The sequence below is a fragment of the Halomonas sp. C10-5 genome (assembly GCF_057169305.1).
Genome location: NZ_CP175665.1, coordinates 608,204 through 632,643 on the forward strand (window position 1 = coordinate 608,204; position 24,440 = coordinate 632,643).

Here is a 24,440-nt window from a genome sequence, read left to right on the forward strand (position 1 = left end):
TGAATCCTGATGAGCGTAGCAGGCTGCCATGGGGGCTCGAGACGCATGAGGAGATCAAGGTTGGTACTGCTACTGCTACTGGGATCAACCAAGTACCCCGTGGACACTGCCCTGCTGTTCCTGGTTTGGGGTGTGGCTGTTCGGGCATCCTGGCCATCCTTGGCAGGAGAGCTCCATGAGATCCCTGTGGCGTTGCGTGCTACGAGACGACCTGAGGCCGAAGACTTCTGGCGACGCCCACACCTACCAGCGTTGACCATGAACCGGGGGGGCGGTGTAAGAGATCGCTGATTTCCGTGTAAGAGAGTCACTGATCTATACGTCAGGCTGGGGGCAACTGGTTCCACCCAGATATTCTGAACCGTACCGAGATTCCGGGAGGTTCCAGACCTTGAGAGAAAGGAGCCATGAACACTTCCAAGCGATATGCCCCTGAGGCCTGTCAGAGGGCCGTCGCCGCCTGGAAGCCGTTGAGTAGGTCATCAGGAGAGGGTCGACTGGTTCAATCATCGGAGGCTCCTGGAACCGATTGGCAACATGCCATCTGACGAGCGAGAAGTACTGTATTATGAGCAACAGGGTCAGGCCAAGAATGGGGCCTGGCTCAAACCCGCGAGTCTCCGAGAGGGCCGGTACGGATCATGGATCACTCCCAGGCCTTACTTGTCGGTAGCGCTACAGGTTGAGGGTCATCTTTTGATGCTGCGCGATCCACTCACGGTCCTCATCGGTGATGATCGGTCGAATGTTCCCGGCCTCATCTTCGTAGAGTGCTGTCACGACGCAGAGGGGATCATCTGGAACCGTCTGCTTGATGTTCAAGATGTCCGGTCCGGAGAAGTCAGGTAGGGGAGGCAGCTCAGCTTCGATATTCCTGAGCACGTCTTCAAAGAGCTGGGCGTCGGGATCATGCATCGCGTTGAGGTAGGTGACTCCTTCCTGAACTTCGCCATCTGGGAACGTGATGCCGAACCGATCTGGTACCTTGTACCTCTTAGCTGTCACGTAGTCAGTACGTGATGCGGTCTTTAGGAAGTCTAGCTTCTCCCTGTCGGAGCCAGCGATGTTGTATGCCTTACCCGAAAGCCCATACACAGTGCCACTGGCCGAGTCATACAGTGCCCATAGGTTGAAAATCAGCTCAGCATCCATACGCGTGCCTCCTTTTCTGGTTCATAACCTTGCTGGCTTGGCAGCTAGAGGTGGGGAGCTCAAGCCCTTCCTGTAGACGCATACACGCTCTGCCCACCACCGTAGTAACTCGTCATCAGGTGGTGGAACGCTGCCTCGCACTTCTCGTTGTAGACCGTCTCATCGAAGCTCTCGGGCGTCCCTCGGTCGAAGACGATCTCCAGGGTATGGCGGACATCGACCTTGGCTTGAGCCTTCTTCCGCCAGTCCAGTACCAGCTTCTCCTGCTTGAGTGTCTCAAGTAGCTACCGACACATGGCCTTCACCTGGGCCACCCCCTTGTCGGTCATCTCGGGGGCGGGCATGGTGATGATGTCGAACATCGCCAGCTTCTCCTCGCTCAGCCCTTCGCGGATCGCTCGCTGTTCTTCCTCCTGCAGCTCCTCGGTGAAGCTCATCAGCTCCTGAAAGAACGCCTCGATGTTCATGCTGCCGGAGTTGTACTTCACGATCAGCTTCTGCAGCTTCTCCATGAAGTCGGCACGGCTGGGATTCTTGGCCACCATGCTCTCCAGCTTCTGATTCAACAGCGCTCGTAGCTTCTCGAACTCGGTGCGCTTCTTGCCCTTGTTGAACTTCTCTTTGAGCTTCTCGAAGTCGATCTGGCTCAGGTCGAACAGTGGCTTGTCATCCTCGTCGTCGATGACGTAGGGCACCGGGGCCACTGACTGATCCAGCAGGTCGTCCACCTCCCGCATAACTTGTAAGATGTCCACCTCGGGCTCCAGCGCCTTGATCTTCTGAGCCAGTACGGACAGCAGCACCGCATCAGGGGCCAGCTCATTGGCTGAGGGGTCGGGGAGGGTGGCCCGGTAGACTCGGGAGGTGGTCCTGGTGAGGCTCAGGAAGTACTTCTTGGTCTCATCACTTTCCAGCAGTATCTCCACAGCTTCGTCCAGCAAAGCCACCTTCTGGGAGCGTGCTTCTGACAAGAGGCAAAACGAGAGTAGACAGAAGTCGAATTGGGTGATGGTTGAGGCAGTGTACACGTCATCAAGTATTCTCAACTGGAACAGAAACGTTGTTCCACTTTCCTTTGCCGTTATCCGATGGGATATGTGGCGAAACCTCTGCTACGGTGCGGATATGGAGGGCGGGTGGCTCTTTTTTCATATCCCAGATATGGAAAAGATAAGCCTCGCCAGTTTGCTCTGCCTTGCACCACTCATTGCGGGTCAGGATGAAACGAAGTGGATAAAACTTTGTGGACTTTACCTCGATCATTCTGTTCTGAAGGCCGGTCTTTCCTTTGTCGTAGGAGAGAACATCATAGCCAGCGAGATTGTCGTCAAAGCCAGGCCACTCCGGTTCTTTTTCGATACCCATCTCTTTCAATCGCGCTCGCTCGTGATCGAGCGTAAGTATCTCCGCAAAACGGCCTTGATCCATCTTCTCCTGGTCGGACATGAGACGTGCATACCCTGACACTGCATCCCACCATGTCACGACCTGATGAGGTGTGGGATGCTCCATCAGGCCTGCCGCCGCAAAAACATCCTGATCGTTGGTGCCTAGCGTTTGAACAAACCGTCTTCGCCCACTACGCATAGCCTTTGACCAGACTGGCTGATGCTTTAGTAATACCGCTTTAATGCAGTCTTGATAGAAGGCTTGCCCATCTAAAGCACAATCTGCTTCCACCAAAGATGAAAGGTACACCGAAGCTTCCATGTCCAGCGCTTGCGCATCAGCCTCGACCTGGTCGATCAGTCCTAAGAGCTCGGCTATATCCATATCAGGATAGCGACTGCTGTACCGCCGTAGCAAACGCATACCTTCAAAGCATGGTAGAGAAAGCACGCGCTCCGTGGAAATGCGGAAACTCATTCATCCTCCGACGAAATATCTGCCGCGCTTCCCTCCAGCTCGGAAATGAGATCGACGATGTCTTGGAGCTCGATATCATAATCGATGGGATCGGCGGCTTCCTCTTCATCGAAAGCGATTTCGTGAAGATCAGGATCATTGAGCAACATCTGCATATTGCGGATTTTCTCGACCAGTCTCCGGCTGACAGACATATCAATACTGCCAATGACGGGCGGAGCCTTCGATCGGTAGACATAAATATGGGTTTCTTGATCAGGCGGAAGCCCGAGGCGATGAATACGGTCAATCGATTGCAAATAGTGCGTCGAGACGTAGCTTCGGTCGACATAGATAGCATTGTGACATACTGTATGAAGGCTGATCCCCTCTCCAGCGGCTGCAGGGTTGGCGATCATTACAAAACAGCTCGAGTCCTCGTGAAACCTTCGTATCCGACCTTCTCGGCTTTCCGGATCCGTCGCAAGACCAGACTGCACGCCACCGTGGACGACTACGGGGTTTAGATCAGCAAGCGACAAGGCGAGGCTATGGATTGTGTCGGTGAATATAGTCCAGATCACGGATTTCTGCCCCTGCCTTGCAAGCGCGTAAGCATGATCTATGACGGCACGCACCTTAGCGGAATGCCCCTCTTCCAAGACGAGATCGACAATGCCGGAGTCAATTTTTACATCATCATTGGCTATCGCGCTGAGTGCGAGAACCGGGTTAACTGATAGCTGTAAAAGCCGCATGATGGATTTGCGAGCCTTTAAAAACTGCGCATGACCCATACCATGCGAGACTTGTTTCGAGTGATTGCGAAGGAATTCGTTGCGGACTATCGAGTACAAGGCGAGCTGCCCGTCATCCATGCCCACATCGATGAAGTGCCGATTGGCCTTGGGGAGCCCAAGCTCCTTCTTGGTTGTACGTGCATACAGATTTCCCAGAACATCACGCGGCGATTTTCCCTGGGATATTTCAAGGCCGTAGCCATGCCCAGGCCATAGGAAATCGAGTTGCGATTCCATATCCGAGGCCGCTTGCGGCATCGGTGTTCCCGTCAGTATGTCACGCCGGAAAGTATCATCGGCCACGCGCAAGAGAAATGCACCACGCTGGGAATTCCAGCCCGCCTTCATACGGTGCGACTCATCTAGAACGAGATGGGTTTCGGTGGTCGCAAAATGAGTGGCGAGTAAGCCCTGCTGGCGGATCGCCATGTCATAAGAAATGACAAACCGGGTTGCACCGGAGTTGAGCGCTTCTCGTGTCTGCTCCTCTGAACCGGTCAGAAGCGTAAAGGGCTCGCTGCCACCATCTGGTGCATCCTCTTGCATGCACTCAGTGACGATATCGCTCCATGCCTGAAAAGCCGACTTCGGTGCTACCACCATAAAGTGTTGGCCGGGCTTGCGTGTCAATAAATGAAGTGCAAAAGTCACAGTGGTTTTTCCAGCGCCCGGCACCGAAAAATTTGCGCCATTACTCAATGCGAGAAGCCGCGCCAAATCCCGAAACTGGAAAGGCTTGAGGGTGCGCTTGATAAAACCGTGTTCCAGTAAGCGCTCCTGGATATCCTGCGGAGAAAGTTCGACTACAAGCTCGGTGCGCTGAGCCCTGGTTTTTTTAATCTGCGCTGCGAACGCGCGCAGTTTCTCAGCAGCGATGCCGTCTGGCATGAAGCGGAAGTGCAAGCTTTGCTGGTTTGTCTTACTGCCAAGCTCTCTGATCACGCCAAGTGTATCTGGCCACGAAAGTGATATCTCTCCGCCCGAGATGGTGTGATCAAGTTTCTTGGTCCGGATGGCCAGCTTCAATCGCGCCCAGATTGGCGTTTCCAGAGCGTCCAAGGAGACAGCGAATGTGCCACTGTGATCTGGATTGTAGCGAACAGCTACGGCCGTCGGCTTCTTATTCACGTAACGCTACTCATCAATTGAACTAATATCGGCGGCTTGCCCCTCGGTCTGCCGCGCGTCAATCGCGCTCTCAATTTTTTGCAATGCGCTGCGGATCGTCTCGATCTGCTTGAGCATTGCCGGAAGGGTTTTGGACCCAGCATAGCTCACGTCAATGCTCGTGATCTTCGAGTTTACCTGCGAGAGCGTCCGCAAAGCGGCTTGCTCGTTCTTTTGACCTTTGTCGAGCTCGATAACTGTCTCACAGGCATCAACCAGTGTTTCGAGCACATCATCTTTTGCTGTGTCATCCCGGAGTGCCTCGATGATGGACGAGTAATCTTTGCTTGCATCATCAGCATCGATATCGATGGAAAAAACATCGTCATCGACGACTTCGTCATGATCTTCCGAGAGATCAAGCTGCTCTTCAAGAATCTCCAAGACGTTGGGAGCTAGCCTGCCAAAGGCGGCATTTAACCGGTAAACGCGCCCGGTGATCTTGTCGCGGTTCTCGTAAATTGACCATGCGATAGCGCGGCTTGCATTTTGCAGATTGGTATCTTTCCTGGCGATGCTCTTGGGCAGGTCGCCAAAAATCTGCTGACCATCCTGCACACGTTCGTATTCACCGGGCTTTTCGAGCCATTCGCTCAGATATAGATCGGCTTCATCAAGTGCCTGTAGGACATTCTCGATATCTGGTTTGCTACGCCTAAGCCGGTCTGCCACTTCTTTTGTGGACCTACCCTTGTCTACTTGCCTGCGAATCAAACGGGCATCGCCGATCCAATCATAATCGAGTTTGGTCTGCGGTCGCGCTTGAAGGTCGGCCTCGATGTCATCGATTTCATCGCGCGATAGGTCAGGGGGCAAGACAGCGCAGCGGATGTTTGTGAAACGCTCGTCTACGGACCCATCGCTCTTACGAAGAAGCTCACGCATGGCGCTAAGTCGCCGGTTTCCATTGACGACGACACCTGAGCTGCTGATCAAAATCGGCTCGCGCTGCCCATCCTGCTGCAAGACCGTGATGATCGGTGTCACTGAGTCGGTTCCTTGCTTCGCAAGCTTGGCAAGAATCTCATGCTGGGATTGCTGAGCCGTAGTGAGTTCCTGGCCTTTTATGAAATATTCCTTATTCAGGCCCTTCCTTGCCATTTCTGTTTGCTGCGCACTGAATGTGCGGCAATTTTCCATGCGATAGAGTGGAACATTGATGGGCAAAGAGATGACTTTAGGGGTGAACGTGTCGCTTCTGAAATCGTAGATGGTTTCACCAAACTCGGTGGAAGCAGCAACACGCTTTTCGATCATGGCTTCGCGCTCATATCTCGGCATCATTTTGACGGTGTAGGTCATGACCCCTCTCTTCACTCAAAGGCGATGACAAGTATCGGTACGGTGATTACGCGGTCAAAAAGCTTTAACTCGTTGATGACGCGCTCTGCGTTGGCAATATTATCTCCGATCATCTTGGCAGCCTCTTTTGTCGGGAGTGCTATTGCCGCTGCTTCGATGCGCTGGCTTTGAAATAGGTACTGCATCTTCAGTAGATCATAGGGCGCGCGGCTCATGTTTCCGGTCTGCAACTGAACTGCCAGATCATCATTCTGCGCAAAAACTTTCAGGCGATGGCCTTGATCGAGATCGACATTTAGTGCCCATCCATCATTCAGAAGTTCGGTCTCGACATGCTCTCGAATAGCGACCGTACATCGTGGCTCGATTTTGATTGCTGGAGCCTCGAATACATCAGTCAACCACTCTTTGAGGTCTCGACGTTCCCATTCTGCACCGGCGCTGTGATGGTCGTCATAGGTATATGCGAGTTTCATGAATCCTTCTTTGCAATAGGGTCATAGACTGGCTTGTTCATGGGGCGGGTTCGAAGCGTTCCAGCTCGAAGCTGTTGAATGCGATCCCATGCGGTATCGATGTAGCCTTTGTTAAGATCACAGCCATAGGCTTTGCGGTTGTGTTTCAGAGCCGCAATAGCTGACGACCCGACACCAAGATAAGGATCAAGAACACTCTCACCCTCATTCGTCAGCGCCAGTACCAGTCGCTCGACTAAGCCGATTGGAAATTGACATGGGTGCTCGGTCTTTTCCACATGGTTGGATTTTACGTTGGGGATGTCCCAGACATCAGAGGGGTTTTTCCCAAGTGGATTGCTCGATATTTCACCCTTATTTGGCCCCTTGAAATGCTTTTTTTTGGGGTACTTTGATGGAACCCTGACTGGGTCTAGGTTGAAGGTGTAATCGTCGGTCTTTGTAAACCATAGAATGGTTTCGTGTCGACCGGAAAACCGCCTTTGGCAATGTAGGCCGTGGCCAAATGTCCAGACAATCCGGTTGCGAAGCTGCAGGCCATGGTGTTTGAAAAGCGGATAGAGAATAATGTCGAGCGGGAATATCTCACCATTATCGACATGGTTGCCTACCTGCCAGCAAATCGAGCCTGTTGGTGAGAGAAGCCTTACTGCCTCGGCGATGCAAGCCGCTTGATCCTCAACATATTTGTCCTGTGAGGTTCGCTTCTCATATGCCTTGCCGATATTGTAAGGCGGCGAAGTCACTATCAGGTTCATGGACTCGTCGGGCAAGTCGCGCATGAATTTGAGGTTGCTCTCGCAGGATATTGTGGCCTGCGCGTCCCGCTTGAGTCGGTGAACATTACCTTCATCTTGCGAATCAAGCAGGGTGTCAGAGAGGACTTGCTTCTGTGCCATGCGCTGTTTCTCAGTGTGATTTGGGGCAGTTGAGGCAATGTGGCTGGTAAAAAACTGGTATTTTACGGTACCTTGGTGTGCGGAGCGTTTGCAACCCTTCTGCCGGGCTTTCCATTAGGAATTTATGAATCAGAGAATTCTCATAGTGCTTTCTTCACCAACCTAGTCCTTGCGCCAGTGCATTGATTCGAAGGGTGTTCTCCTGCAGGTTCGTCCCCTTTGATCTCGGCGGTCAACGCACCACCACCGATAGCTTCGCTCTGCTGCTGCACGAACCTCTCCACATCAGCGGCGTGATCGTTACGCTAGAAGGCAGCTTGTTCGATTGGCGCCAACTCAGCACATCCAAGTGATGGTTGCCCTTGAGCCCCAAGGTACTTGATAGGGGTGGACGTGCTCGTGGCGATCGACACATTCCCTGGGTGGCTTTGGTCGTGGCTTCTGAGGCTGTCTTTTAATTGGGGGTCATCTGATGCTGCCCACAGCCGCTTCGTTACGTCTCTATTGTCCAAGGTCTTGTTCCTGTTCGTCTTGCAGTGTTCGTCAGGATATGTGGCTGCTGCCAGGCTATTGCACCCAAGGAGGTTGGCAGATCCCCCTGGCTGGGGCTATCTTCAGAGGGCAAAAAGGTGTGACACTTTAGGACAATCTGCAACTTGGCTCTGCTCTTAACTGATTGATTGGATTCAAAATCCGCCGGGTGCAAGCCCTTGTCGGTTCGAGTCCGACCGCCGGTACCAGCCCCCCTATCATGACGACGGCCGCCTGCCTCCTCCGCAGGCGGCCGTCGGCGTTTTCGCCATTACCTCTCGCCTCCACGTTACTCAGGGTGCAGAGGGAGGGCGTCGTCAGCGCCTTCTTGAGGCTGTCTCCTTGCATGCTTTTGTAGTTTTTAAGCTACAATGCGTCCGATGATGGAGCTTACGCACTACCTCACCGCTGACGGCCATGACCCCTTCCAAGCCTGGCTGGATACCACCAAGAGCAAGGATCGTCAGGCCGCCATGCGGGTGCTGACCCGGCTGAACCGCTTGGCCGCTGGCAACGCCGGCGACACCAAGGCCGTTGGAGATGGAGTGCTGGAGCTTCGAATCGACTACGGCCCTGGCTACCGCGTGTATTACGCCAAGGTGGGCAGACGCCTGGTGATGTTGTTGATCGGTGGCACCAAGAAGCGCCAGCAGGCTGCCATCGAGCAGGCGACGGCGTTTCTGAAAGACCACCGGAGGAGAGCACGAAAATGAAAAGCCACGACACTGCTGTAATCGAGATGCTGCGTGATGACCCTGGCATGGCGGTCGATTACCTGCGCACCGCCTTCGATGAGCTGGACGAGGAGGGGGGAGAGTCTGCCTTTCTGCTGGCGCTGCGTCATGTGGTGGAAGCCCAGGGCGGCATGGCTGCCGTGGCTGAGCGTGCCAAGGTCTCACGCGAGAGTCTGTACCGGGCATTGTCACCCAGGGGAAACCCGACCCTGCGCACCATGACCGCCGTCATCAAGGCGACCGGCATTCACTTCCACGACCTGACCCGCGCCGCCTCCTGACCGCCGCGTTACCCCATCACGCTTACCACCACGATGGCCAGGGTGCCCCCGGTCAGCAGGTAGCCCAGCAGGGCGAGCAGGCCGTCGTCGGCGAGCAGCGCCAGGCCGAACAGGGTCAGCGCAAGGCCGGCGCCGTTGGCGCTGAACGGGATGAACTCCATGGGCGGCATGGCCAGTGCGATCACCAGGCAGATCACTGCCACGGCGAAGTGAGCCGGCGGGCGAGTGAGCACCGTCAGGCGTTGATGCAGCAGGCGGTCCGTCCAGGCCGCCGGGCGCTCCAGCCAGGCCAGCACGCGATGGAAGCGCGGCCGTGACACCCGGCGCTGTAGCAGCCAGTGCGGCAGCCAGATGCTGCGTCGCCCGGCCAGCAGCTGGCTGCTCGCGAGTAGCACCAGGCTGGCCATCAGCGTCGGCACGCCCGGCACGTCGCCGACCAGCGGTGCCAGGGTCACCAGACCGGCGAGCAGCAGGAAGGGGGCGAAGCTGCGTCGGCCGACGGCCTCCAGGATGGCGCCGAGGCTGACGCTGGAGTCTCGATATCCGGCATGCCTGACCCGCTCCAGCAGGGCGCTCAGGCTGGTCGGTCCCCGCTCAGCGGCCACGTCGGCGACGCGTGACCAGCAGCAGGATCCCCAGCAGTACCAGCACGGGACCAACGAAGCCGACCGGGCTGGCCACTTGCCAGCCCACGATGGGCAGCAGCACGCCGAGGCCGATCATCAACCAGGCGAAGAGTCGAACCGACATGGGGCACTCCGTAGCAAAGGGGGCTCCAGTCTAGCCGCTGGCGAAGGGGGCTGCAGCCCGGGGTAGACCGACAGGGCTGTTGCGCCGTCGCGCGATGTCGTATGGTGGTGGTTCACAGTCCTTCGCCCGCTTACGGGTGGAGGGCTGTTTTCGTTGGATACCACGATAAGCGTACAAACAGCGTTTATCAGCGTTCAGGAGGTGCCATGCAGTCCCGTCCCCCGCTCATCATCAACCGGCTCGATGCCGATCGTCTGCAGCGCCTGATCGATGAGGCCAGCGACAAGGACCTCTTCGTGGCCGATGCCCTCGAGCAGGAGCTCGAGCGCGGCGAGGTGGTCGATCCCGAAGAGATACCCGAGGATGTGGTCAGCATGAACAGCCGCGTCCAGTTCACCGACCTGGCCCGCGGGCGTCAGATGATTCGCACCCTGGTCTATCCCCGCTCGCTGGCCGATGTGGAAGACGCCATCTCGGTGATGGCGCCGGTGGGCGCCGGCCTGATCGGCATGCGGGTCGGCGATACCATCGACTGGCCGCTGCCCGATGGTGGTCAGGTCCACCTGCGTGTGGATGCCATCCTGTGGCAGCCCGAGCGCGAGAAGCAGTACCACCGCTGAGGTCACCGACATGCCCCTTTCCCTGTGGCTCTCCCTGGCAGCGGTATGTGCCATGGGCGCCATGTCGCCGGGCCCCAGCCTGGCCATGGTGCTGCGCCACACCCTGGGGGGCGGGCGTGTCCCGGGTGTCGTGGCGGGACTCTCCCACGCCCTGGGTGTCGGCTTCTATGCGCTGCTGACCGTGTGGGGACTGGGGGCGCTGATCGTGCGCCAGCCCATGCTGTTCCAGGTCATCACCTGGGGCGGTGCGGCTTACCTGACCTGGCTGGGTATCCGGGCGCTGCGTGCCGGACGCGCCGGCCCGCTGGAAGCTGGGGCGGCGACCACCACGCGGCGTCAGGCGGCCCGCGACGGCGTGCTGGTGGCACTCGGCAACCCCAAGCTGATTCTGTTCTTCATCGCCCTGCTCAGCCAGTTTGTCACGCCCGGCATGAGCCTCGCCGGCCAGGCGCTGATCGTGCTCACCGCCATGATGATCGATGGCGCCTGGTATGTGCTGGTGGCTCTGGGGCTCTCTCACTCCCGGGTACTGCCCTGGCTGCAGGCCCACGCCCACTGGATCAACCGCGCCACCGGTATACTGCTGCTGGCACTGGCGGCGCGGGTGGTCAGCGGGCCGCTGCTCGCCTGAACGGTGGGCTCCAGCGTTGACGAAGCGCGGCCGGCACGCCTGTGAAGGGCCGGAATGAGTGATAGGCTCGGTGCTGAACCCGCCGTGCAGATCCTGCCGATGAAAGAGTCGTCACAGGCGCCACAGGCGCTCGCCCTGGTACTGGAAGCGGACATGGAGGTGGCCGCAGTGCTCTCCCTGCAGCTGGAGGTGCTGGGCTTGGAGAGCCGCTACTATCGCCACTCCACGCACCTGCTCGAGGAGGTGACCAGGCGCCCCCCGCAGCTGGTGGTCATGGGCCTGGAGGTGGGCAGCGAGGATGCCATCGCCCTGCTGCGTCGCCTGGCAGCGACCGGCTACCGGGGGTGGGTGCTGCTGCTCTCTGGCGTGGAGCGCAAGATCGCGCGCATCGCCGAGCGTGTGGGGCAGACCCTGGGCCTGCATATGCTGGGCTGCCTCGACAAGCCCATGCGCCTGGCCGATCTGCGCCGCTGCCTGGGCAACCTGCGGGTGGGGCGCGAACCGCCTGCTGAAGTCGACGGTGAGCCGCCATTCTCCTGCGAGGAGCTGGACCTGGCCCTCAAGCGGCGCGAGCTGACGCTTCACTACCAGCCCCAGTTCGAGCTCTCCTCCGGGCGCCTGAGTGGCGTTGAGGCGCTGGTACGCTGGGCGCATCCCGAGCTGGGGCTGATCGGTCCCGCGGGCTTCCTGCCGCTGCTGACACCCGAGCAGGGCAAGCGGCTGACCCGCCGCGTGCTGGAGATGGCCCTGCGCGATGCGGACATCTGGCATCGCCAGGGCGTCATGCCGTCGCTATCGGTGAACGTGACCCCCGATGACCTGATGTGCCCGGACCTGCTGGCGCTGACCCGGCACCGCCGGCCCGGTGACCCGCCGCTGGTGCTGGAGGTGACCGAGACCGCCGCGATGCATGATGACCTGCTGGGCAGCGAGGTCGCCGCCCGCCTCTGCCTGGGTGGGCTGGAGGTCTCGGTGGACGACTTCGGTATCGGCTTCTCGTCGCTGTCACGACTGCAGCTGCTGCCGATCAGCGAGCTCAAGATCGATCGCAGCTTCGTGCGCCATCTGCACGAGGAGTCCCAGGATGCCGCCATCGTCGAGGCGGTGGCCCTGCTGGGGCGCAGGCTCGGCATCCGGGTGGTGGCCGAGGGGGTCGAGGACCCGGGAGTGCTGGCGCTGCTCGATCGCTTCGGCTGTACCCATGTCCAGGGCTTCGGCCTGGGCCGGCCGATGCCCGCCAGGGATATCCTGGAGCTGGGGGCCACTCAGGACGCGATGCGTTTCAGTACCTCCGCCACGGGTGAGCCGCTGGGCAGCACGCCATAGGCGGGGCCCGCCTCGCTGCCCAGCCGTGCCCGGCAGAAGGTCTCGCCGACCGCATTCGGTGCATGGCGCAGCAGCAGCGCGCCCTGCAGGCACTGGGCCAGACGCTGGGTGAGCCAGCGCGCCCGCGGCTCGAGTTCCTGCGGAGGCGCCTCCAGCAGGCGCTCCAGGCCACCCAGGGCGTCATCAAGCTCCCGGACCTGTCCCCGCGCCGGGGTGAGCTCCTGCCATAGCGCTTCCAGTGCCTCGGGATGGCGGGCCAATACCCGTAGCACATCCAGGCAGATCACGTTGCCTGAGCCCTCCCAGATCGAGTTGACCGGCGCCTCGCGGTAGAGGCGCGCCAGTGGCGACTCCTCCACGTAGCCGATGCCCCCCAGGCACTCCATGGCCTCGGCCATGAAGCCCGGCCCGCGCTTGTTGTGCCAGTACTTGGCCAGCGCCGGCAGCAACCGGGCCAGGGCGTGTTCGCCCGCGTCGCTGCGGGCCGCGCCGTCGAAGGCGCGGGCGGCGCGCAGCGAGAGGGCCACCCCGGCCTCCACCTCCAGCGCCAGGTCGGCGATCACCGCACGCATCAGCGGCTGCTCGGCCAGTGGACGGCCGAAGGCGAGGCGTGCCTGCACGTGGCGCCACGCCTCGCCGAGGGCCTGGCGCATCATGCCTACCGGGGCGCTGGCGGCATCGAGGCGCGTCTGCTGCACCATCTCGAGGAGGGTGGCGATACCGCGGTCGGGCGGGCCGATGGGCTCGGCCCAGGCGCCGCGGTACTCGATCTCGGCCGAGGCGTTGGCGCGGTTGCCGCACTTCTCCTTGAGGCGCTGCAGTTCGATGGCGTTGCGCTCGCCATCGGGGGTGAAGCGTGGTACCAGGAAGCACCCCAGCCCCGCCTCGGTCTGCGCCAGGGTCAGGAAGGCGTCGGACATGGGGGCGCTGCAGAACCACTTGTGGCCGGTCAGTCGCCAGCCGTCGTCGGTCGGCTCCGCCCGCGTCGTGGCGAGGGGGTCGGTTTGCGTGGCGACGAGTGGGTCGGCTCGCGTGGAATTGCTACGCACATCGCTGCCGCCCTGTTTCTCGGTCATGGCCATGCCGAAGGTGAGCCCTTGCTTGTGTGCCGCCGGCAGCGCCCGCGGGTCATAGTGGCTGGCCAGCAGGCCGGGCGCCCAGTGGGTCTCTACGTGGGGGGAGCGGCGCAGTACGGGCATGGCGGCGTGGGTCATGGTCACCGGGCAGCAGAATCCCGGTTCGGCCTGGGTCAGCAGGTAGAGGGCAGCGACATGGGCCTGGTGGCCGCCGTGCCCCTCCTCCTGCCAGGCCACGGCGTGCCAGCCGCCCTCGATGGCCAGGCGCATCAGCTGGTGATAGGCGGGGTGGTAGGTCACCTCGTCCAGTCGCCGGCCGTGGCGGTCGAAGAGGCGCAGCTCCGGTGGGTGGCGGTTGGCCGCCTCACCCAGCGCCTGGACGCCCTCGCTGCCGGTCTCGCGGCCCAGCGCCGCAAGCCGTTGGGCGACCCACGCCGGGGCTTCCCGGGCCAGGGCCTCGCGCAGCGGAAGGTCCTCGGCGAGCAGGTCGCGGTCGCCGGCCGGGAGTGGCTGGTTGGTCACCTCATGGGTGGCCAGGCGGGTACGGGGCGCGTGGTCGGGCATGGCGGGTCTCCGCGTCGGCGGTCTCGCCTGAGCATGGAAGCCACGGCGCCTGCGGTCAACGTGACGCCACGCCGCCGACTGGTTAGGCTTGGGGCATTTCCCGGGGAGACGCCGATGATCGAAGAACCGCGCGACGCGCGCCTGCCGGCGCCACATGTTGCCCGCGAGCGCATCCAGCTGGTGGACGCCCGCAATCGCCCCTGTGGCAGCGCCTGGCGCGCCGAGATGCGTCGCTTCCGCTTCTGGCACCGTGCCACCTACGTGGTGGTGGTCAACGCCCGTGGTGAGCTCTGCGTGCAGCGCCGCACCCTGACCAAGGAGGTCTTCCCCGGTGGGCTCGACCTGGCCGCCGGCGGCGTGGTGGGGGCCGGCGAGGCAGAGCACGTGGCAGCGCGCCGCGAGCTCGAGGAGGAGCTGGGCATCCGCGGCGTGACGCTGGTACCGGCGGGTGGCTTCGTGCATGCCCGGGGCGGCAACCATATCTTTGGCAGCCTCTATCGGGTCGAGCATGACGGGCCGCTGACGCTCCAGGCCGAGGAGGTGGCCGAGGCGTTCTGGCTGCCGCCTGCCGAGGCGCTGGCGCTGGCGGAGGTAACCCCGGATACCCGCCAGGCGGTGGAGGTGCTGCGTGACGCCGGGATGCTGGAGGCGGCGTCATGAACCGGCCGGCCAGCCTCAACGAACTGGACGCCGTGCTGGCGGCCCTCGAGGGGGTGGTGCTGGGCAAGTCCCGGGAGGTGCGCCTGGCGCTCTGCTGCCTGCTGTGCCGTGGCCACCTGCTGATCGAGGACCTGCCGGGGCTGGGCAAGACCACCCTGGCCCAGTCGCTGTCGCGGGTCACCGGCCTGGACATGCAGCGCCTGCAGTTCACCAGCGACCTGCTGCCCGCCGACGTGCTTGGTGTCTCGGTATTCGATCCACGTGAGGCGCGCTTCACCTTCCATCCCGGGCCGATCTTCCATGGGGTGGTGCTGGCCGACGAGATCAACCGCGCCACCCCCAAGACCCAGAGCGCGCTGCTCGAGGCCATGGAGGAGGGGCGGGTGACCGTGGAGGGCGAGACCCGCTTGCTGCCGGACCCCTTCTTCGTCATCGCCACCCAGAACCCCCAGGAGCAGGCCGGTACCTTCGCGTTGCCGGAGTCCCAGCTCGACCGTTTCCTGATGCGCCTCTCGCTGGGTTACCCCGACGCCCGCGCCGAACGCGAGATCCTGCGCGGTCACGCCGGACGCGAGCGACTGGCCGAGCTGCCGGCGCTGCTCGATGCCGAACGGCTGCGCGCCTGGCAGGCGCGGCTGGGCTCCATCCATGTGGCCGAGGCGCTGCTCGACTATGTGCAGGCCCTGGTCACCGCCAGCCGCGAGCATCCGGAGCTTGCCTGGGGGCTCTCCACCCGGGGTGCACTGGCGCTGCTCCAGGCGGCCCGTGGCTGGGCGCTCCTCGAGGGACGCGACCACGTGCTGCCCGAGGACGTCCAGGCGGTGTGGGTGCCGGTGGTGGGCCATCGCCTGAGCAGCGGCCGACGCGAGGAGGGCGAGGCGCTGGCCCGCCACCTGCTGGCCCGCGTGCCGGTGATGGGCTAGCCGTGCTGTCCCGGGCGTCTCGCCAGCGCTGGTGGCGGCGGGCGGCGATCGCGCCCGGTACGCCGCTGCCCCAGCGCCGGCTGTTCCTGCTGCCCACCCGCTTCGGCCTGGGCTGGGCGGTGCTGGTCCTGCTCCTGCTGCTGTTCGGCATCAACTACCAGAACAGCCTCGCCTACGGGCTCTCCTTCTGGCTGTTTGCGGTGGCGGCGGTGGCCCTGCTGCGAACCTGGCGCAACCTGCTCGGCGTGCGTGCTAGCCTGCGCCTGCCCGCCGAGACCTTTGCCGGGGGCGAGGCGCGACTGGGAGTGATGCTGGATGGCGGGCGTGCACGCCACGCCATCGAGGTCCATGCGCCTGAGGCATCCGCCTCGGTCTCGCTGCCCGAGGGCCACGGCGAGGCGGACCTGGCCCTACCGGCCGGCGCGCGCGGCGAGCATCCGCTGCCGCTGCTGCGCCTGGAGAGCGCCTGGCCGCTGGGCCTGGTGCGCGCGGTTGCCTGGCTGGCGAGTGACGAGACGCTGCTGGTCTATCCCCGGCCGCTGGCCGACGAGATCCCCGAGCACCGCCAGGCCGGGGCGGGACTCGAGGCCACCGACTTCGCGGGCCTGCGGCGGGCCGAGCCCGGCGACAGCCCGGCACGACTGGCCTGGAAGCAGTGGAGCCGCACCGGCGTGCTGGCGGCCAAGGCCTTCAGCGTGCCGCCCCGCCAGCAGCTGTGGCTGGACTACGATGCCTGTCGTGGCGACCCCGAGACGCGCCTGTCGATCCTCTGCGCGCGGGTGCTGGCCCACCACCAGGCCGGCGATCGCTACGGGCTGCGCCTGCCGGGCGTGACCCTGGCTCAGGGCGAGGGGGCCGCCCAGCGCCGTCAGGCGCTGACGGCGCTGGCGCGCTTTCGCCCAGCTGGCACGCCGGAAGGTGTGCGTTGAGCCGGCATGTGGCGCCGCCGGCGGTACTGGCCGACGGTCGCGCCCTGAGTGCGGCCATGCTGCGTCGGCTGTTCGTCGGCCAGTGCCTGGTGCTGGCCCTGCACCTGGCCTTCATGCCGGCCTGGCTCGCCGGTCTCGCCGCCCTGGTGGCCGGCTACCGTTACCTGCAGCTGCGCCGCCGCCTGCCCCGGGCCGGGGTCGTGCTGCGCCTGGCCGGGGTGGCGGCGCTGACCGGTGGCCTGTGGTTGCACTACGGCACCCTGGGGCGCATGGAGTCGATGATTGGCCTGCTGCTCGGGGTCTACCTGCTCAAGCTGCTCGAGACCCATACCCGCCGCGATGCCCGGGTGGTGGTGCTGATCGGCATGGTCGCCACCACCGTGGCCTTCCTCCACGACCAGGGCATTCCCATGGCCGCCGGCGCCCTGCTGGCAGTGGCCTGGCTGATGTACTCGCTGGTATGGCTGGCTGGCGCCGCCAGTGCCCGCCAGGCATGGCGCGAGAGCGCCTGGCTGCTGGGGCTGGCGGCGCCGCTGATGGTGCTGCTGTTCTTGGTCTTCCCGCGGATCGGACCGCTGTGGAACCTGCCCCAGGCGGAGCGTGCCGCCACCGGGCTCAGCGACGAGATCGCCCCGGGGGACATCGCCGAGTTGTCGCGCAGCGACCGGCGCGCCTTCCGGGTACGCTTCGAGGGCGACGAACCGGCTTCCGACGAGCGCTACTGGCGGGTCTATACCCTCTCCGAGTTCGATGGCGAGCGCTGGCGCCGGCTATCGCCGGAGCGTCTCGCCGCCGGCCTGGGGCGGGAGCTGCGCGACCTGGTGGCCGAGGGGCCCCGCTCGCCCTGGCCGGATGCCACCGAACCACGCTTCACGGCGGAACTGCTGCTGGAGCCCGACAGCCGTCCCTGGCGCCCCGCGCTGGGGACGCCGCTGGAAAGCGACGAGCGCCTGCGCTGGCTGGCCGATGGCACCGTGGAGGGGCTCGCGCCGCTCGCTTCGCGCAGCCTGCTGCGCCTTTCGAGCAGTGGCCTGGCGCCGAGCTGGCCCGAGCCCCTGGGGGAGCGCTGGCACACCCGGCTGCCGGACGATGCCAACCCGCGCAGTCGCGCGCTGGCCGAGCGGCTGTGGCAGGCGGCCGAGGGCGAGCCCCGCGCCTTCCTGGCGGCACTCATGGCACGCTTCGGCGAGGCGCCATTCCGCTACACCCTGTCGCCGCCGCGACTGACCTCCCGCGACCGGGTCGACGAGTTCCTGTTCGATAGCCGTGCCGGCTACTGCACCCACTACGCCTCGGCCATGGCGGTGCTGGCCCGGTCGGTAGGGTTGCCGGCGCGCATCGTTGCCGGCTTCCTGGGCGGCGAGCGCCATCCCGACGGCCACTACACGGTGCGCGACTACGATGCCCACGCCTGGGTGGAGGTGTGGCTGGACGGTGCCTGGCAGCGCCTCGACCCCACCGCCGCCATCGCCCCGGAGCGTATCGAACAGGGGGCCGAGGCGGTGGAGGACGGCGGTGACGCCTTCCTGGCCGACTCCCCCTTCTCGCCGCTGCGCATGCGCGAGCTGGGCTGGGTCAATCGCCTGCGCCTGGACTGGGAGCGTCTGGAGTATCGCTGGCAGCGCGGGGTGATCGGCTATCGCGACGAATCGCGCAGCGCCTTCCTGGCCCGGGTGGTCGAGCGGCTGCACGCCTTGTGGGGCGCCCTGCTGGGCCTGCTTCCCGGGCGTGGCCCCCTGGCGTGGCTGGTGGGCCTGGCACTGGCCCTCGGGGCGCTGGGTGGAGTCGCGGGTGGCCTGCGCCTCGCCTGGCGCCGCCATCGGGAGGGGCGCGACGAAGCGCTGCGTATCCGCCGACTGCAGGCCTGGCTTGCGCAGCGTGGCATGCCGGCCCACGACGGCGAGTCGCCGGCCGCCCACCTGCGTCGCCTGGCCGACTCCACCGGTGCCGCCGGGCCGGCGCTGCGTGACTGCGCCCACCAGCTCGAGCGGCTGCGCTATGCCCCGCTGGGGCCGGCGGAACGTCGTACCCGGCGCCGGGTCCTCGCCCGCCGCGTCGCCGAGGTCCGCCGCCGGCTGGCCAGGCAGGGCGTCACGGGGTAGCGCCGCCGCGGGTGGCGTGGCATCGTGAAGGTCATCGACCATCAAGGCCCGCGCATGTCTATCCACGACCATCAATGCCGCACTGCCCAGGGCGAGTCCTTCAACTTCGGCGCGCTGCGTGGCCAGGTGCTGCTTGTCGTCAACGTCGCCAGTCGCTGCGGCTTCACGCCCCAGCTGCGCGAGCTCGAGCGGCTCTATCGTCGCTACCGTCATCGTGGCTTCATGGTGATCGGCTTCCCCTGCAATCAGTTCGGCCGTCAGTCGCCGGAGTCCGCCCAGGAGTTCTGCGCCCTGAGCGCACGCGACTACCAGGTCAGTTTTCCGCTGATGGAGAAGGTGAGGGTCAACGGCAGCGACGCCCATCCGCTGTTCGTCGAGCTCAAGCGCGAGGCGCCCGGCTTGCTGGGCACCGGCCTGATCAAGTGGAACTTCACCAAGTTCCTGGTGGGGCGCGATGGCCGGGTGATCCGCCGCTTCTCGCCACGCGACGGCGAGGACGAGCTGCGCATCGCGCTGGAGCTGGCACTGGATGAGGTGTGAAGGGGAGAGGCGACTGATCAGTTCGTTCCAGCCTGATGTTGCGTGAGTCGGGTCATCATGGGGGTGTCTCGCCGCGCTCCACCATCAGGCGGCCGATCAGTTCGTTCCAGCGATGCCGGGTCATCATCGTGGTCAGTCCCGAGAACAGCGCCCAGCTCTTGCGCCGCCACCCCTTGAGTCGCAGGTTGTGGGCCACCAGCTGCTTCATCAGCGCATGTTCGTCGAAGCGCCGCCATTCGCCGACCACCGACATCTGATGGCGTGACAGTACCGGCGCCAGTTCGAGGCGGAAGATCCACTCCAGCTCGTTTACCGTGAGCGCGTGGCGCTCGATGACCTCGAGCATCCGGGCGTAGTCGCGCTCGCCCGGCTCGTGCTCCAGCCACAGCGGCGCCAACACCAGCCACAGCTCGCCACGTTCGTCGACCAGGGTCTGGGCATCCATCGTTCGCTCCCGGGTATCTTCGCTAGGGTAACCGCCATCAGGCTGGCATCCTGCCCCAGGCGCCGCCCGGGCTCAAGGGCGGACAGCGGCGGACGTGGCCGCTAGAATAGTCCGATTACCACTCCATGACAGGGCGGCGGCGTCCGCTCACGATACCAACAGCGAGGTCTGACGTGATCATCAAGCCCAAGGTACGCGGTTTCATCTGCACCACCACCCACCCCGTCGGCTGCGAGAAGAACGTGCTCGAACAGATCGAGGCGACCCGCGCCCGCGCTCTCGACAAGTCGAACGGGCCGAAGAAGGTGCTGGTGATCGGGGCCTCCAGCGGCTACGGCCTGGCGGCGCGCATCACCGCCGCCTTCGGCTACGGCGCCGACACCCTGGGGGTGTTCTTCGAGAAGCCGGGCAGCGAGAAGAAGCCCGGCACCGCCGGCTGGTACAACAGCGCCGCCTTCGATCGCTTCGCCAAGCAGGAAGGCCTCTACAGCAAGTCGATCAACGGCGACGCCTTCTCCCACGAGGCGCGCGAGAAGGCCATCGAGCTGATCCTGCAGGACCTCGGCCAGGTCGACCTGGTGGTCTACTCGCTGGCCTCGCCGGTGCGCAAGCTGCCGGACTCCGGCGAGCTCAAGCGCTCCAGCCTCAAGCCGATCGGCGAGACCTACCGCGCCACCGCCATCGACACCAACAAGGACGCCATCATCGAGGCCGAGGTGGAGCCCGCCACCGAGCAGGAGATCGAGGATACCCGCGCGGTGATGGGCGGCGAGGACTGGGAGCTGTGGATCGACGCCCTGGACCGCGCCGGCGTGCTGGCGCCCGGCGCCCGCAGCGTGGCCTTCAGCTACATCGGCACCGAGATCACCTGGCCGATCTACTGGCACGGCGCCCTGGGCAAGGCCAAGGAGGACCTGGATCGCGCCGCCGGCGAGATCGACAAGCGTCTCGCGGCCTCCGGTGGCGGCGCCAACGTGGCGGTGCTCAAGTCGGTGGTGACCCAGGCCAGCGCGGCCATCCCGGTGATGCCGCTCTACATCGCCATGGTCTACCGGGTGATGAAGGAGAAGGGCCTGCACGAGGGCACCATCGACCAGCTCAACCGCCTGTTCGGCGAGCGGCTCTACGGTGGTAGCGCCGATACCGACGAGGCCGGCCGCCTGCGCCTGGATGACTGGGAGCTGCGCGACGACGTCCAGCAGGCCTGCAAGGAGCTGTGGCCCCAGGTGACCACCGAGAACCTCTTCGAGATCACCGACTATGCTGGGTACAAGCACGAGTTCCTGAAGCTGTTCGGCTTCGAGCGGGACGATGTCGACTACGATGCCGACGTGGATCCCGTGGCGGAATTCGATGTCGTAACCCTGTGAGGCAGGGCGCCCCCGGCGTCCTGCGCTTCCCCACGCAGACCCGGAGGGCGCCATGGATACCCGCGAGAGTCAGACCCCCGAAGAGGAACTGCAGCATCTCAAGGAAGTGAGCCAGCCAGAGGACTATGACCAGCCCGAGCCCGACGAGGAGCAGCCCGAGGCGCGGGAACCTTCCCGGGGCCTGCCCTGGGTGTTGCCGCTGGCCATCGTGGTGGTGGTTGCCGTGGTCGGCTTCCTGCTGGTGACGGGCATGTCCGACTAGCCGTGTTCGACCGCTGAGGCTGCCCCGGACAGGGGGCTTTGGGTACAATGGCCAGCCCTGCCGTTCCGAGAGCCCCGCATGCCCGACGTGACACCCACCAGCACTGCTCCTGCCCGGCGTCGGGTCGGTGTGGTGGTGCTGCCGGGGTTCTCGCTGCTTGCCGAGGCCTGTGCCACCGAGCCGCTGGCGGTGGCCAACCGTCTGGCCGGTGCTCCCCTCTATTCGCTGGTCACCCTGGGGCTGGATGCCCGTCCTGTGCCCAGCGGTTCGACCCAGGTGCTCAATCCCGACCGTGGCATCGCCGATGACGATGCCCTCGACCTGTTGCTGGTCTGCGCACCCTGGGGCGAGCCGGCCGCGCCGGCGCTGGTTGCCTGGCTGCGTCGCCTGGCCGCCCAGGGGCGGAGCCTGGCGGGGGTCGGTGGCGGTGCCGAACTGCTGGCCAGCGCGGGCCTGCTTGACGGCTATCGCGCCACAGTGCCCTGGCCTCGCTTCGAGGCGGTGGCCGGTGCCCATCCGGGCATCCGTCTCTCGCACCAGCTCTTCGAGATCGATCGCGACCGCCTGACCTGCGGCGGCGGCACCGCCGCCATGGACATGATGATGACCCTGATCGCCAGCCACCATGGCAGCGAGCTCGCCGAGGCCGTCTCGGCCCACTTCGTGCTGGAGCGGGTACGCATGGCCGATGAGCCACAGCCGGCGGCGCCGCTGGCCGGCGCCCCCCGAAGCCTGGTCGACGCCGTGGCGCTGATGGAGGCCAATATCGAGGAGCCGCTGACCACCCATGAGCTGGCCGAACATCTGGGAGTCTCCCGGCGCCAGCTGGAACGGCTGTTCAAGAAGCACCTTCGGGCGGTGCCCAGCCGCTACTACATGGGGCTGCGCCTGCAGCGTGCCCGGCGCCTGCTGCGCGAGAGCGAGCGGCTGGCCGGCGAGATCGCCCTGCTCACCGGCTTCTCCTCGGCGGCGCACTTCTCCACCGCCTACCGCAACCACTTCGGCCTGACGCCCCGCGAGGAGCGCCTGGGCGGCTGATCAGGCGGGCCTGGCCAGCAGCGCGCGGAACAGCGAACCCATCATCACCGGTGTGTCCTGCTCGATGACGAAGCCTTGTGTCTCGAGCAGCGGGCGGGCCTGGCGGGTGATATCGGTAGCGATGGCCGAGGTCAGGGCGTTCAAGGCCCGGCGCCCCATACCGGCCGGGTGGTCATCGGCCTGGAACTTGTCCATGACGCAGAGCTGGCTGTCGGGTTTCATCACCCGGCGCGCCTCGGCCAGGCCCCGGGCCGGGTCGGGCATCACCGCCAGGATCAGGTGCATTACCACCACGTCGAAGTGGTCGTCGGGGTACGCCAGGTTCTCGGCGTCCATCTCCTCGGCCTGCACGTCCATGCCCAGCGCCTCGGCACGACGGCCCAGGCGCCGTACCATGGCCGGCGACAGGTCGGTGGCGTGCAGCTCGACGTCCCGGGGGAGGAAGGGCAGGTCGAGCCCGGTGCCAGCTCCTACCAGCAGCACGCGCATGCCGGGATGCCAGAGTACCTGGGAGAGGGCGGTGCGCCGCGCGCGGCGAAAGGCGCGCTCGGCCACGGCATCGTAGACCGGCGCATAGAGGCTGTAGCGGCGGCGATTCCAGGCGGTGGTGTTGAACATGCCAAGCTCCTTGCAGGGGAACGCCCCCAGCCTAGCGCAGCCGGCCGCCGCCGGGGGCTTTTTCACAAGTTGTCGTCCCATCGGTGAAAGCGGCGTGGCGCCTGCCTCCCTATACTCGAAGGCTGGCGCATCCCGGATGCGCGTTCCCGACTTCACAGGAGGATGTCATGAGCCAGACCCCGACCCGCGCCGACTTCGATCGCTACATGGTGCCGAACTATGCCCCCCAGCAGGTGATTCCGGTGCGCGGCGAGGGTAGCCGCCTGTGGGACCAGCAGGGCCGAGAATATATCGACTTCGCCGGCGGCATCGCCGTCAACGGCCTGGGCCACTGCCATCCGGTGCTGGTCGATGCCCTGAAGGAGCAGGCCGACCGACTCTGGCACCTCTCCAATGTATATACCAACGAGCCCGCGCTGAAGCTGGCCCGGGCCCTAGTGGAGCGCACCTTCGCCGACAAGGTGTTCCTCTGCTCCTCCGGCGGCGAGGCCAACGAGGCGGCACTCAAGCTGGCGCGGCGCTGGGCCTTCGACCAGGACGGCGAGCACAAGCACCGTATCGTCTCCTTCGGCCAGGCGTTCCACGGGCGCACCTTCTTCACCGTCAGCGTGGGCGGCCAGCCCAAGTACGCCCAGGGCTTCGGTCCGGTGCCCGGCGGCATCGTCCACGGCGAGTACAACAACCTCGACAGCGTGCGCGACCTGATCAACGACGACACCTGCGCGGTGATGGTGGAGCCGATGCAGGGCGAGGGCGGCGTGCTGCCCGGCCAGCGTGAGTTCCTGCAGGGGCTGCGCGACCTGTGCGACGCCCACGACGCGCTGTTGATCTTCGACGAGGTGCAGACCGGCGTGGGCCGTACCGGCTCGCTCTACGCCTACCAGCAGCTCGGCGTGACCCCGGACATCCTGACCAGTGCCAAGGCGCTGGGCGGCGGCTTCCCGGTGGGCGCCATGCTGACCACCGACCGTGTCGCCCCGGCCTTCTCCATGGGCACCCACGGCTCCACCTACGGCGGCAACCCGCTGGCCTCGGCGGTGGCCCTGGCGGCCATCGAGTACATCGACACCTCCGAGGTGCTGGAAGGCGTCCAGCGTCGCCACGAACTCTTCCGCGAGCACCTGGAGGCGATCAATGCTCGCCACGGGGTGTTCAAGGAGATCCGTGGCATGGGTCTGCTGGTCGGCGCCGAGATGAGCGAGGCGTGGCGCGACCGTGCCAAGGACATCCTGCCGCTGGCCATCGAGGAGGGGCTGATGGCGCTGATCGCCGGACCCAACGTGCTGCGCATGGCGCCCTCGCTGGTGATTCCCGAAGCCGACATCGCCGAGGGGATGGCTCGCCTGGAGCGCGCCGTGGCGCGTCTGGTCGCCGCTTCGTGAAACCGGGAGACGCCGCC

The 24,440-nt window shown here is 64.3% G+C and carries 26 protein-coding genes; 14 read left to right on the forward strand and 12 right to left on the reverse strand.

Annotation, left to right across the window (positions count from 1 at the left end):
• Window positions 1-675 precede the first annotated feature (675 nt).
• The 7 genes from ACJ7IV_RS02860 to ACJ7IV_RS02890 form a co-directional block, all read right to left on the reverse strand.
• A complete protein-coding gene (locus ACJ7IV_RS02860) occupies window positions 676-1,152 on the reverse strand; it encodes a hypothetical protein (protein WP_483865675.1) in 477 nt (158 codons plus the stop codon).
• A 284-nt stretch (window positions 1,153-1,436) separates the two neighbouring features.
• On the reverse strand, window positions 1,437-2,180 hold the full coding sequence (locus tag ACJ7IV_RS02865) for a type I restriction enzyme endonuclease domain-containing protein (protein ID WP_483865676.1): 744 nt from the start codon (window positions 2,178-2,180) through the stop codon (window positions 1,437-1,439).
• A gap of 4 nt (window positions 2,181-2,184) precedes the next feature.
• Window positions 2,185-3,018, reverse strand: a complete 834-nt coding sequence (locus ACJ7IV_RS02870) for a protein NO VEIN domain-containing protein (RefSeq protein ID WP_483865677.1) — start codon at window positions 3,016-3,018, stop codon at window positions 2,185-2,187.
• A complete protein-coding gene (locus ACJ7IV_RS02875; protein WP_483865678.1) occupies window positions 3,015-4,925 on the reverse strand; it encodes an SNF2-related protein in 1,911 nt (636 codons plus the stop codon). Before ACJ7IV_RS02875 ends, ACJ7IV_RS02870 begins: the two co-directional genes overlap by 4 nt.
• Window positions 4,926-4,931: 6 nt before the next feature.
• The gene (locus ACJ7IV_RS02880) at window positions 4,932-6,266 is read right to left on the reverse strand and encodes a hypothetical protein (protein WP_483865679.1); all 1,335 of its coding nucleotides are present in this window, start codon (window positions 6,264-6,266) and stop codon (window positions 4,932-4,934) included.
• 11 nt (window positions 6,267-6,277) lie between these two features.
• Entirely contained in the window at window positions 6,278-6,742 is a 465-nt protein-coding gene (locus tag ACJ7IV_RS02885; protein ID WP_483865680.1) for a BglII/BstYI family type II restriction endonuclease, read from the reverse strand.
• Window positions 6,739-7,641 (reverse strand): DNA-methyltransferase, encoded by a 903-nt coding sequence (locus tag ACJ7IV_RS02890; RefSeq protein WP_483865681.1) that lies wholly within the window; start codon window positions 7,639-7,641, stop codon window positions 6,739-6,741. The genes ACJ7IV_RS02885 and ACJ7IV_RS02890 overlap by 4 nt, the downstream gene beginning before the upstream one ends.
• A 911-nt stretch (window positions 7,642-8,552) precedes the next feature.
• On the opposite strand from ACJ7IV_RS02890, the gene ACJ7IV_RS02895 reads away from it, so the two are divergent.
• Both ACJ7IV_RS02895 and ACJ7IV_RS02900 read left to right on the forward strand, forming a co-directional pair.
• On the forward strand, window positions 8,553-8,885 hold the full coding sequence (locus tag ACJ7IV_RS02895) for a type II toxin-antitoxin system RelE/ParE family toxin (RefSeq protein WP_483865682.1): 333 nt from the start codon (window positions 8,553-8,555) through the stop codon (window positions 8,883-8,885).
• Window positions 8,882-9,187 carry an addiction module antidote protein gene (locus tag ACJ7IV_RS02900; RefSeq protein ID WP_023006604.1) on the forward strand — a complete coding sequence of 102 codons (306 nt, stop codon included), beginning with the start codon at window positions 8,882-8,884 and terminating at the stop codon, window positions 9,185-9,187. The genes ACJ7IV_RS02895 and ACJ7IV_RS02900 overlap by 4 nt, the downstream gene beginning before the upstream one ends.
• 8 nt (window positions 9,188-9,195) lie before the next feature.
• On the opposite strand, the gene ACJ7IV_RS02905 is transcribed toward ACJ7IV_RS02900, so the two are convergent.
• Window positions 9,196-9,792 carry an exopolysaccharide biosynthesis protein gene (locus ACJ7IV_RS02905; protein WP_483865683.1) on the reverse strand — a complete coding sequence of 199 codons (597 nt, stop codon included), beginning with the start codon at window positions 9,790-9,792 and terminating at the stop codon, window positions 9,196-9,198.
• Window positions 9,782-9,937, reverse strand: coding sequence for a hypothetical protein (locus ACJ7IV_RS02910; protein WP_483865684.1), 156 nt, complete (start codon window positions 9,935-9,937; stop codon window positions 9,782-9,784). Before ACJ7IV_RS02910 ends, ACJ7IV_RS02905 begins: the two co-directional genes overlap by 11 nt.
• Window positions 9,938-10,143: 206 nt before the next feature.
• On the opposite strand from ACJ7IV_RS02910, the gene rnk reads away from it, so the two are divergent.
• From rnk to ACJ7IV_RS02925, 3 genes are read left to right on the forward strand one after another with little or no spacing between them, the layout of a single operon-like run.
• On the forward strand, window positions 10,144-10,557 hold the full coding sequence (gene rnk / locus ACJ7IV_RS02915) for a nucleoside diphosphate kinase regulator (RefSeq protein WP_161430600.1): 414 nt from the start codon (window positions 10,144-10,146) through the stop codon (window positions 10,555-10,557).
• A gap of 10 nt (window positions 10,558-10,567) precedes the next feature.
• On the forward strand, window positions 10,568-11,188 hold the full coding sequence (locus tag ACJ7IV_RS02920) for a LysE family translocator (RefSeq protein WP_483865685.1): 621 nt from the start codon (window positions 10,568-10,570) through the stop codon (window positions 11,186-11,188).
• Between the two features lie 54 nt (window positions 11,189-11,242).
• On the forward strand, window positions 11,243-12,514 hold the full coding sequence (locus ACJ7IV_RS02925; RefSeq protein WP_483865686.1) for an EAL domain-containing response regulator: 1,272 nt from the start codon (window positions 11,243-11,245) through the stop codon (window positions 12,512-12,514).
• Here the strand turns inward: ACJ7IV_RS02925 and ACJ7IV_RS02930 are convergent.
• Window positions 12,454-14,154: an acyl-CoA dehydrogenase family protein gene (locus ACJ7IV_RS02930; RefSeq protein WP_483865687.1), complete on the reverse strand. Its 1,701-nt coding sequence runs from the start codon at window positions 14,152-14,154 to the stop codon at window positions 12,454-12,456. The genes ACJ7IV_RS02925 and ACJ7IV_RS02930 overlap by 61 nt on opposite strands.
• Window positions 14,155-14,268: 114 nt before the next feature.
• Here ACJ7IV_RS02930 and ACJ7IV_RS02935 point away from each other — a divergent pair, with 114 nt between their 5' ends.
• Genes ACJ7IV_RS02935 through ACJ7IV_RS02955 form a run of 5 tightly spaced genes read left to right on the forward strand, consistent with a single transcriptional unit; the run spans window position 14,269 to window position 19,308 of the window.
• Window positions 14,269-14,814 carry an NUDIX hydrolase gene (locus ACJ7IV_RS02935; RefSeq protein ID WP_483865688.1) on the forward strand — a complete coding sequence of 182 codons (546 nt, stop codon included), beginning with the start codon at window positions 14,269-14,271 and terminating at the stop codon, window positions 14,812-14,814.
• A complete protein-coding gene (locus ACJ7IV_RS02940; protein WP_483865689.1) occupies window positions 14,811-15,737 on the forward strand; it encodes an AAA family ATPase in 927 nt (308 codons plus the stop codon). The genes ACJ7IV_RS02935 and ACJ7IV_RS02940 overlap by 4 nt, the downstream gene beginning before the upstream one ends.
• Before the next feature lie 2 nt (window positions 15,738-15,739).
• Window positions 15,740-16,666 carry a DUF58 domain-containing protein gene (locus tag ACJ7IV_RS02945; RefSeq protein ID WP_483865690.1) on the forward strand — a complete coding sequence of 309 codons (927 nt, stop codon included), beginning with the start codon at window positions 15,740-15,742 and terminating at the stop codon, window positions 16,664-16,666.
• Window positions 16,663-18,768: a transglutaminase TgpA family protein gene (locus ACJ7IV_RS02950; RefSeq protein ID WP_483865691.1), complete on the forward strand. Its 2,106-nt coding sequence runs from the start codon at window positions 16,663-16,665 to the stop codon at window positions 18,766-18,768. The genes ACJ7IV_RS02945 and ACJ7IV_RS02950 overlap by 4 nt, the downstream gene beginning before the upstream one ends.
• A gap of 54 nt (window positions 18,769-18,822) precedes the next feature.
• Complete coding sequence (locus tag ACJ7IV_RS02955; RefSeq protein WP_483865692.1) at window positions 18,823-19,308, forward strand: glutathione peroxidase; 486 nt, start codon at window positions 18,823-18,825, stop codon at window positions 19,306-19,308.
• A gap of 55 nt (window positions 19,309-19,363) precedes the next feature.
• On the opposite strand, the gene ACJ7IV_RS02960 is transcribed toward ACJ7IV_RS02955, so the two are convergent.
• Window positions 19,364-19,753: a DUF7079 family protein gene (locus ACJ7IV_RS02960; protein WP_213312813.1), complete on the reverse strand. Its 390-nt coding sequence runs from the start codon at window positions 19,751-19,753 to the stop codon at window positions 19,364-19,366.
• A 173-nt stretch (window positions 19,754-19,926) separates the two neighbouring features.
• On the opposite strand from ACJ7IV_RS02960, the gene fabV reads away from it, so the two are divergent.
• From fabV to ACJ7IV_RS02975, 3 genes are all read left to right on the forward strand, one after another.
• Complete coding sequence (gene fabV / locus ACJ7IV_RS02965; protein ID WP_483865693.1) at window positions 19,927-21,123, forward strand: enoyl-ACP reductase FabV; 1,197 nt, start codon at window positions 19,927-19,929, stop codon at window positions 21,121-21,123.
• A 52-nt stretch (window positions 21,124-21,175) separates the two neighbouring features.
• The gene (locus ACJ7IV_RS02970; RefSeq protein WP_483865694.1) at window positions 21,176-21,385 is read left to right on the forward strand and encodes a hypothetical protein; all 210 of its coding nucleotides are present in this window, start codon (window positions 21,176-21,178) and stop codon (window positions 21,383-21,385) included.
• 78 nt (window positions 21,386-21,463) lie between these two features.
• Entirely contained in the window at window positions 21,464-22,423 is a 960-nt protein-coding gene (locus ACJ7IV_RS02975) for a GlxA family transcriptional regulator (protein WP_483865695.1), read from the forward strand.
• Here ACJ7IV_RS02975 and ACJ7IV_RS02980 read toward each other — a convergent pair whose 3' ends face one another.
• A complete protein-coding gene (locus tag ACJ7IV_RS02980; protein ID WP_483865696.1) occupies window positions 22,424-23,041 on the reverse strand; it encodes a class I SAM-dependent methyltransferase in 618 nt (205 codons plus the stop codon).
• A 167-nt stretch (window positions 23,042-23,208) separates the two neighbouring features.
• Between ACJ7IV_RS02980 and ACJ7IV_RS02985 the strand changes: the two genes are divergently transcribed.
• The gene (locus ACJ7IV_RS02985) at window positions 23,209-24,423 is read left to right on the forward strand and encodes an aspartate aminotransferase family protein (RefSeq protein WP_483865697.1); all 1,215 of its coding nucleotides are present in this window, start codon (window positions 23,209-23,211) and stop codon (window positions 24,421-24,423) included.
• Window positions 24,424-24,440: the final 17 nt, after the last annotated feature.

Bases quoted from the DNA above. Each gene is read 5' to 3' on its own strand.
- ACJ7IV_RS02860 (WP_483865675.1), bottom strand. From the start codon at position 1,152: ATGGATGCTGAGCTGATTTTCAACCTATGGGCACTGTATGACTCGGCC.
- ACJ7IV_RS02870 (WP_483865677.1), bottom strand. From the start codon at position 3,018: ATGAGTTTCCGCATTTCCACGGAGCGCGTGCTTTCTCTACCATGCTTT.
- ACJ7IV_RS02880 (WP_483865679.1), bottom strand. From the start codon at position 6,266: ATGACCTACACCGTCAAAATGATGCCGAGATATGAGCGCGAAGCCATG.
- ACJ7IV_RS02885 (WP_483865680.1), bottom strand. From the start codon at position 6,742: ATGAAACTCGCATATACCTATGACGACCATCACAGCGCCGGTGCAGAA.
- ACJ7IV_RS02890 (WP_483865681.1), bottom strand. From the start codon at position 7,641: ATGGCACAGAAGCAAGTCCTCTCTGACACCCTGCTTGATTCGCAAGAT.
- ACJ7IV_RS02895 (WP_483865682.1), top strand. From the start codon at position 8,553: ATGATGGAGCTTACGCACTACCTCACCGCTGACGGCCATGACCCCTTC.
- ACJ7IV_RS02900 (WP_023006604.1), top strand. From the start codon at position 8,882: ATGAAAAGCCACGACACTGCTGTAATCGAGATGCTGCGTGATGACCCT.
- ACJ7IV_RS02910 (WP_483865684.1), bottom strand. From the start codon at position 9,937: ATGTCGGTTCGACTCTTCGCCTGGTTGATGATCGGCCTCGGCGTGCTG.
- rnk (WP_161430600.1), top strand. From the start codon at position 10,144: ATGCAGTCCCGTCCCCCGCTCATCATCAACCGGCTCGATGCCGATCGT.
- ACJ7IV_RS02920 (WP_483865685.1), top strand. From the start codon at position 10,568: ATGCCCCTTTCCCTGTGGCTCTCCCTGGCAGCGGTATGTGCCATGGGC.
- ACJ7IV_RS02925 (WP_483865686.1), top strand. From the start codon at position 11,243: ATGAGTGATAGGCTCGGTGCTGAACCCGCCGTGCAGATCCTGCCGATG.
- ACJ7IV_RS02930 (WP_483865687.1), bottom strand. From the start codon at position 14,154: ATGCCCGACCACGCGCCCCGTACCCGCCTGGCCACCCATGAGGTGACC.
- ACJ7IV_RS02935 (WP_483865688.1), top strand. From the start codon at position 14,269: ATGATCGAAGAACCGCGCGACGCGCGCCTGCCGGCGCCACATGTTGCC.
- ACJ7IV_RS02940 (WP_483865689.1), top strand. From the start codon at position 14,811: ATGAACCGGCCGGCCAGCCTCAACGAACTGGACGCCGTGCTGGCGGCC.
- ACJ7IV_RS02955 (WP_483865692.1), top strand. From the start codon at position 18,823: ATGTCTATCCACGACCATCAATGCCGCACTGCCCAGGGCGAGTCCTTC.
- ACJ7IV_RS02960 (WP_213312813.1), bottom strand. From the start codon at position 19,753: ATGGATGCCCAGACCCTGGTCGACGAACGTGGCGAGCTGTGGCTGGTG.
- ACJ7IV_RS02970 (WP_483865694.1), top strand. From the start codon at position 21,176: ATGGATACCCGCGAGAGTCAGACCCCCGAAGAGGAACTGCAGCATCTC.
- ACJ7IV_RS02975 (WP_483865695.1), top strand. From the start codon at position 21,464: ATGCCCGACGTGACACCCACCAGCACTGCTCCTGCCCGGCGTCGGGTC.
- ACJ7IV_RS02980 (WP_483865696.1), bottom strand. From the start codon at position 23,041: ATGTTCAACACCACCGCCTGGAATCGCCGCCGCTACAGCCTCTATGCG.
- ACJ7IV_RS02985 (WP_483865697.1), top strand. From the start codon at position 23,209: ATGAGCCAGACCCCGACCCGCGCCGACTTCGATCGCTACATGGTGCCG.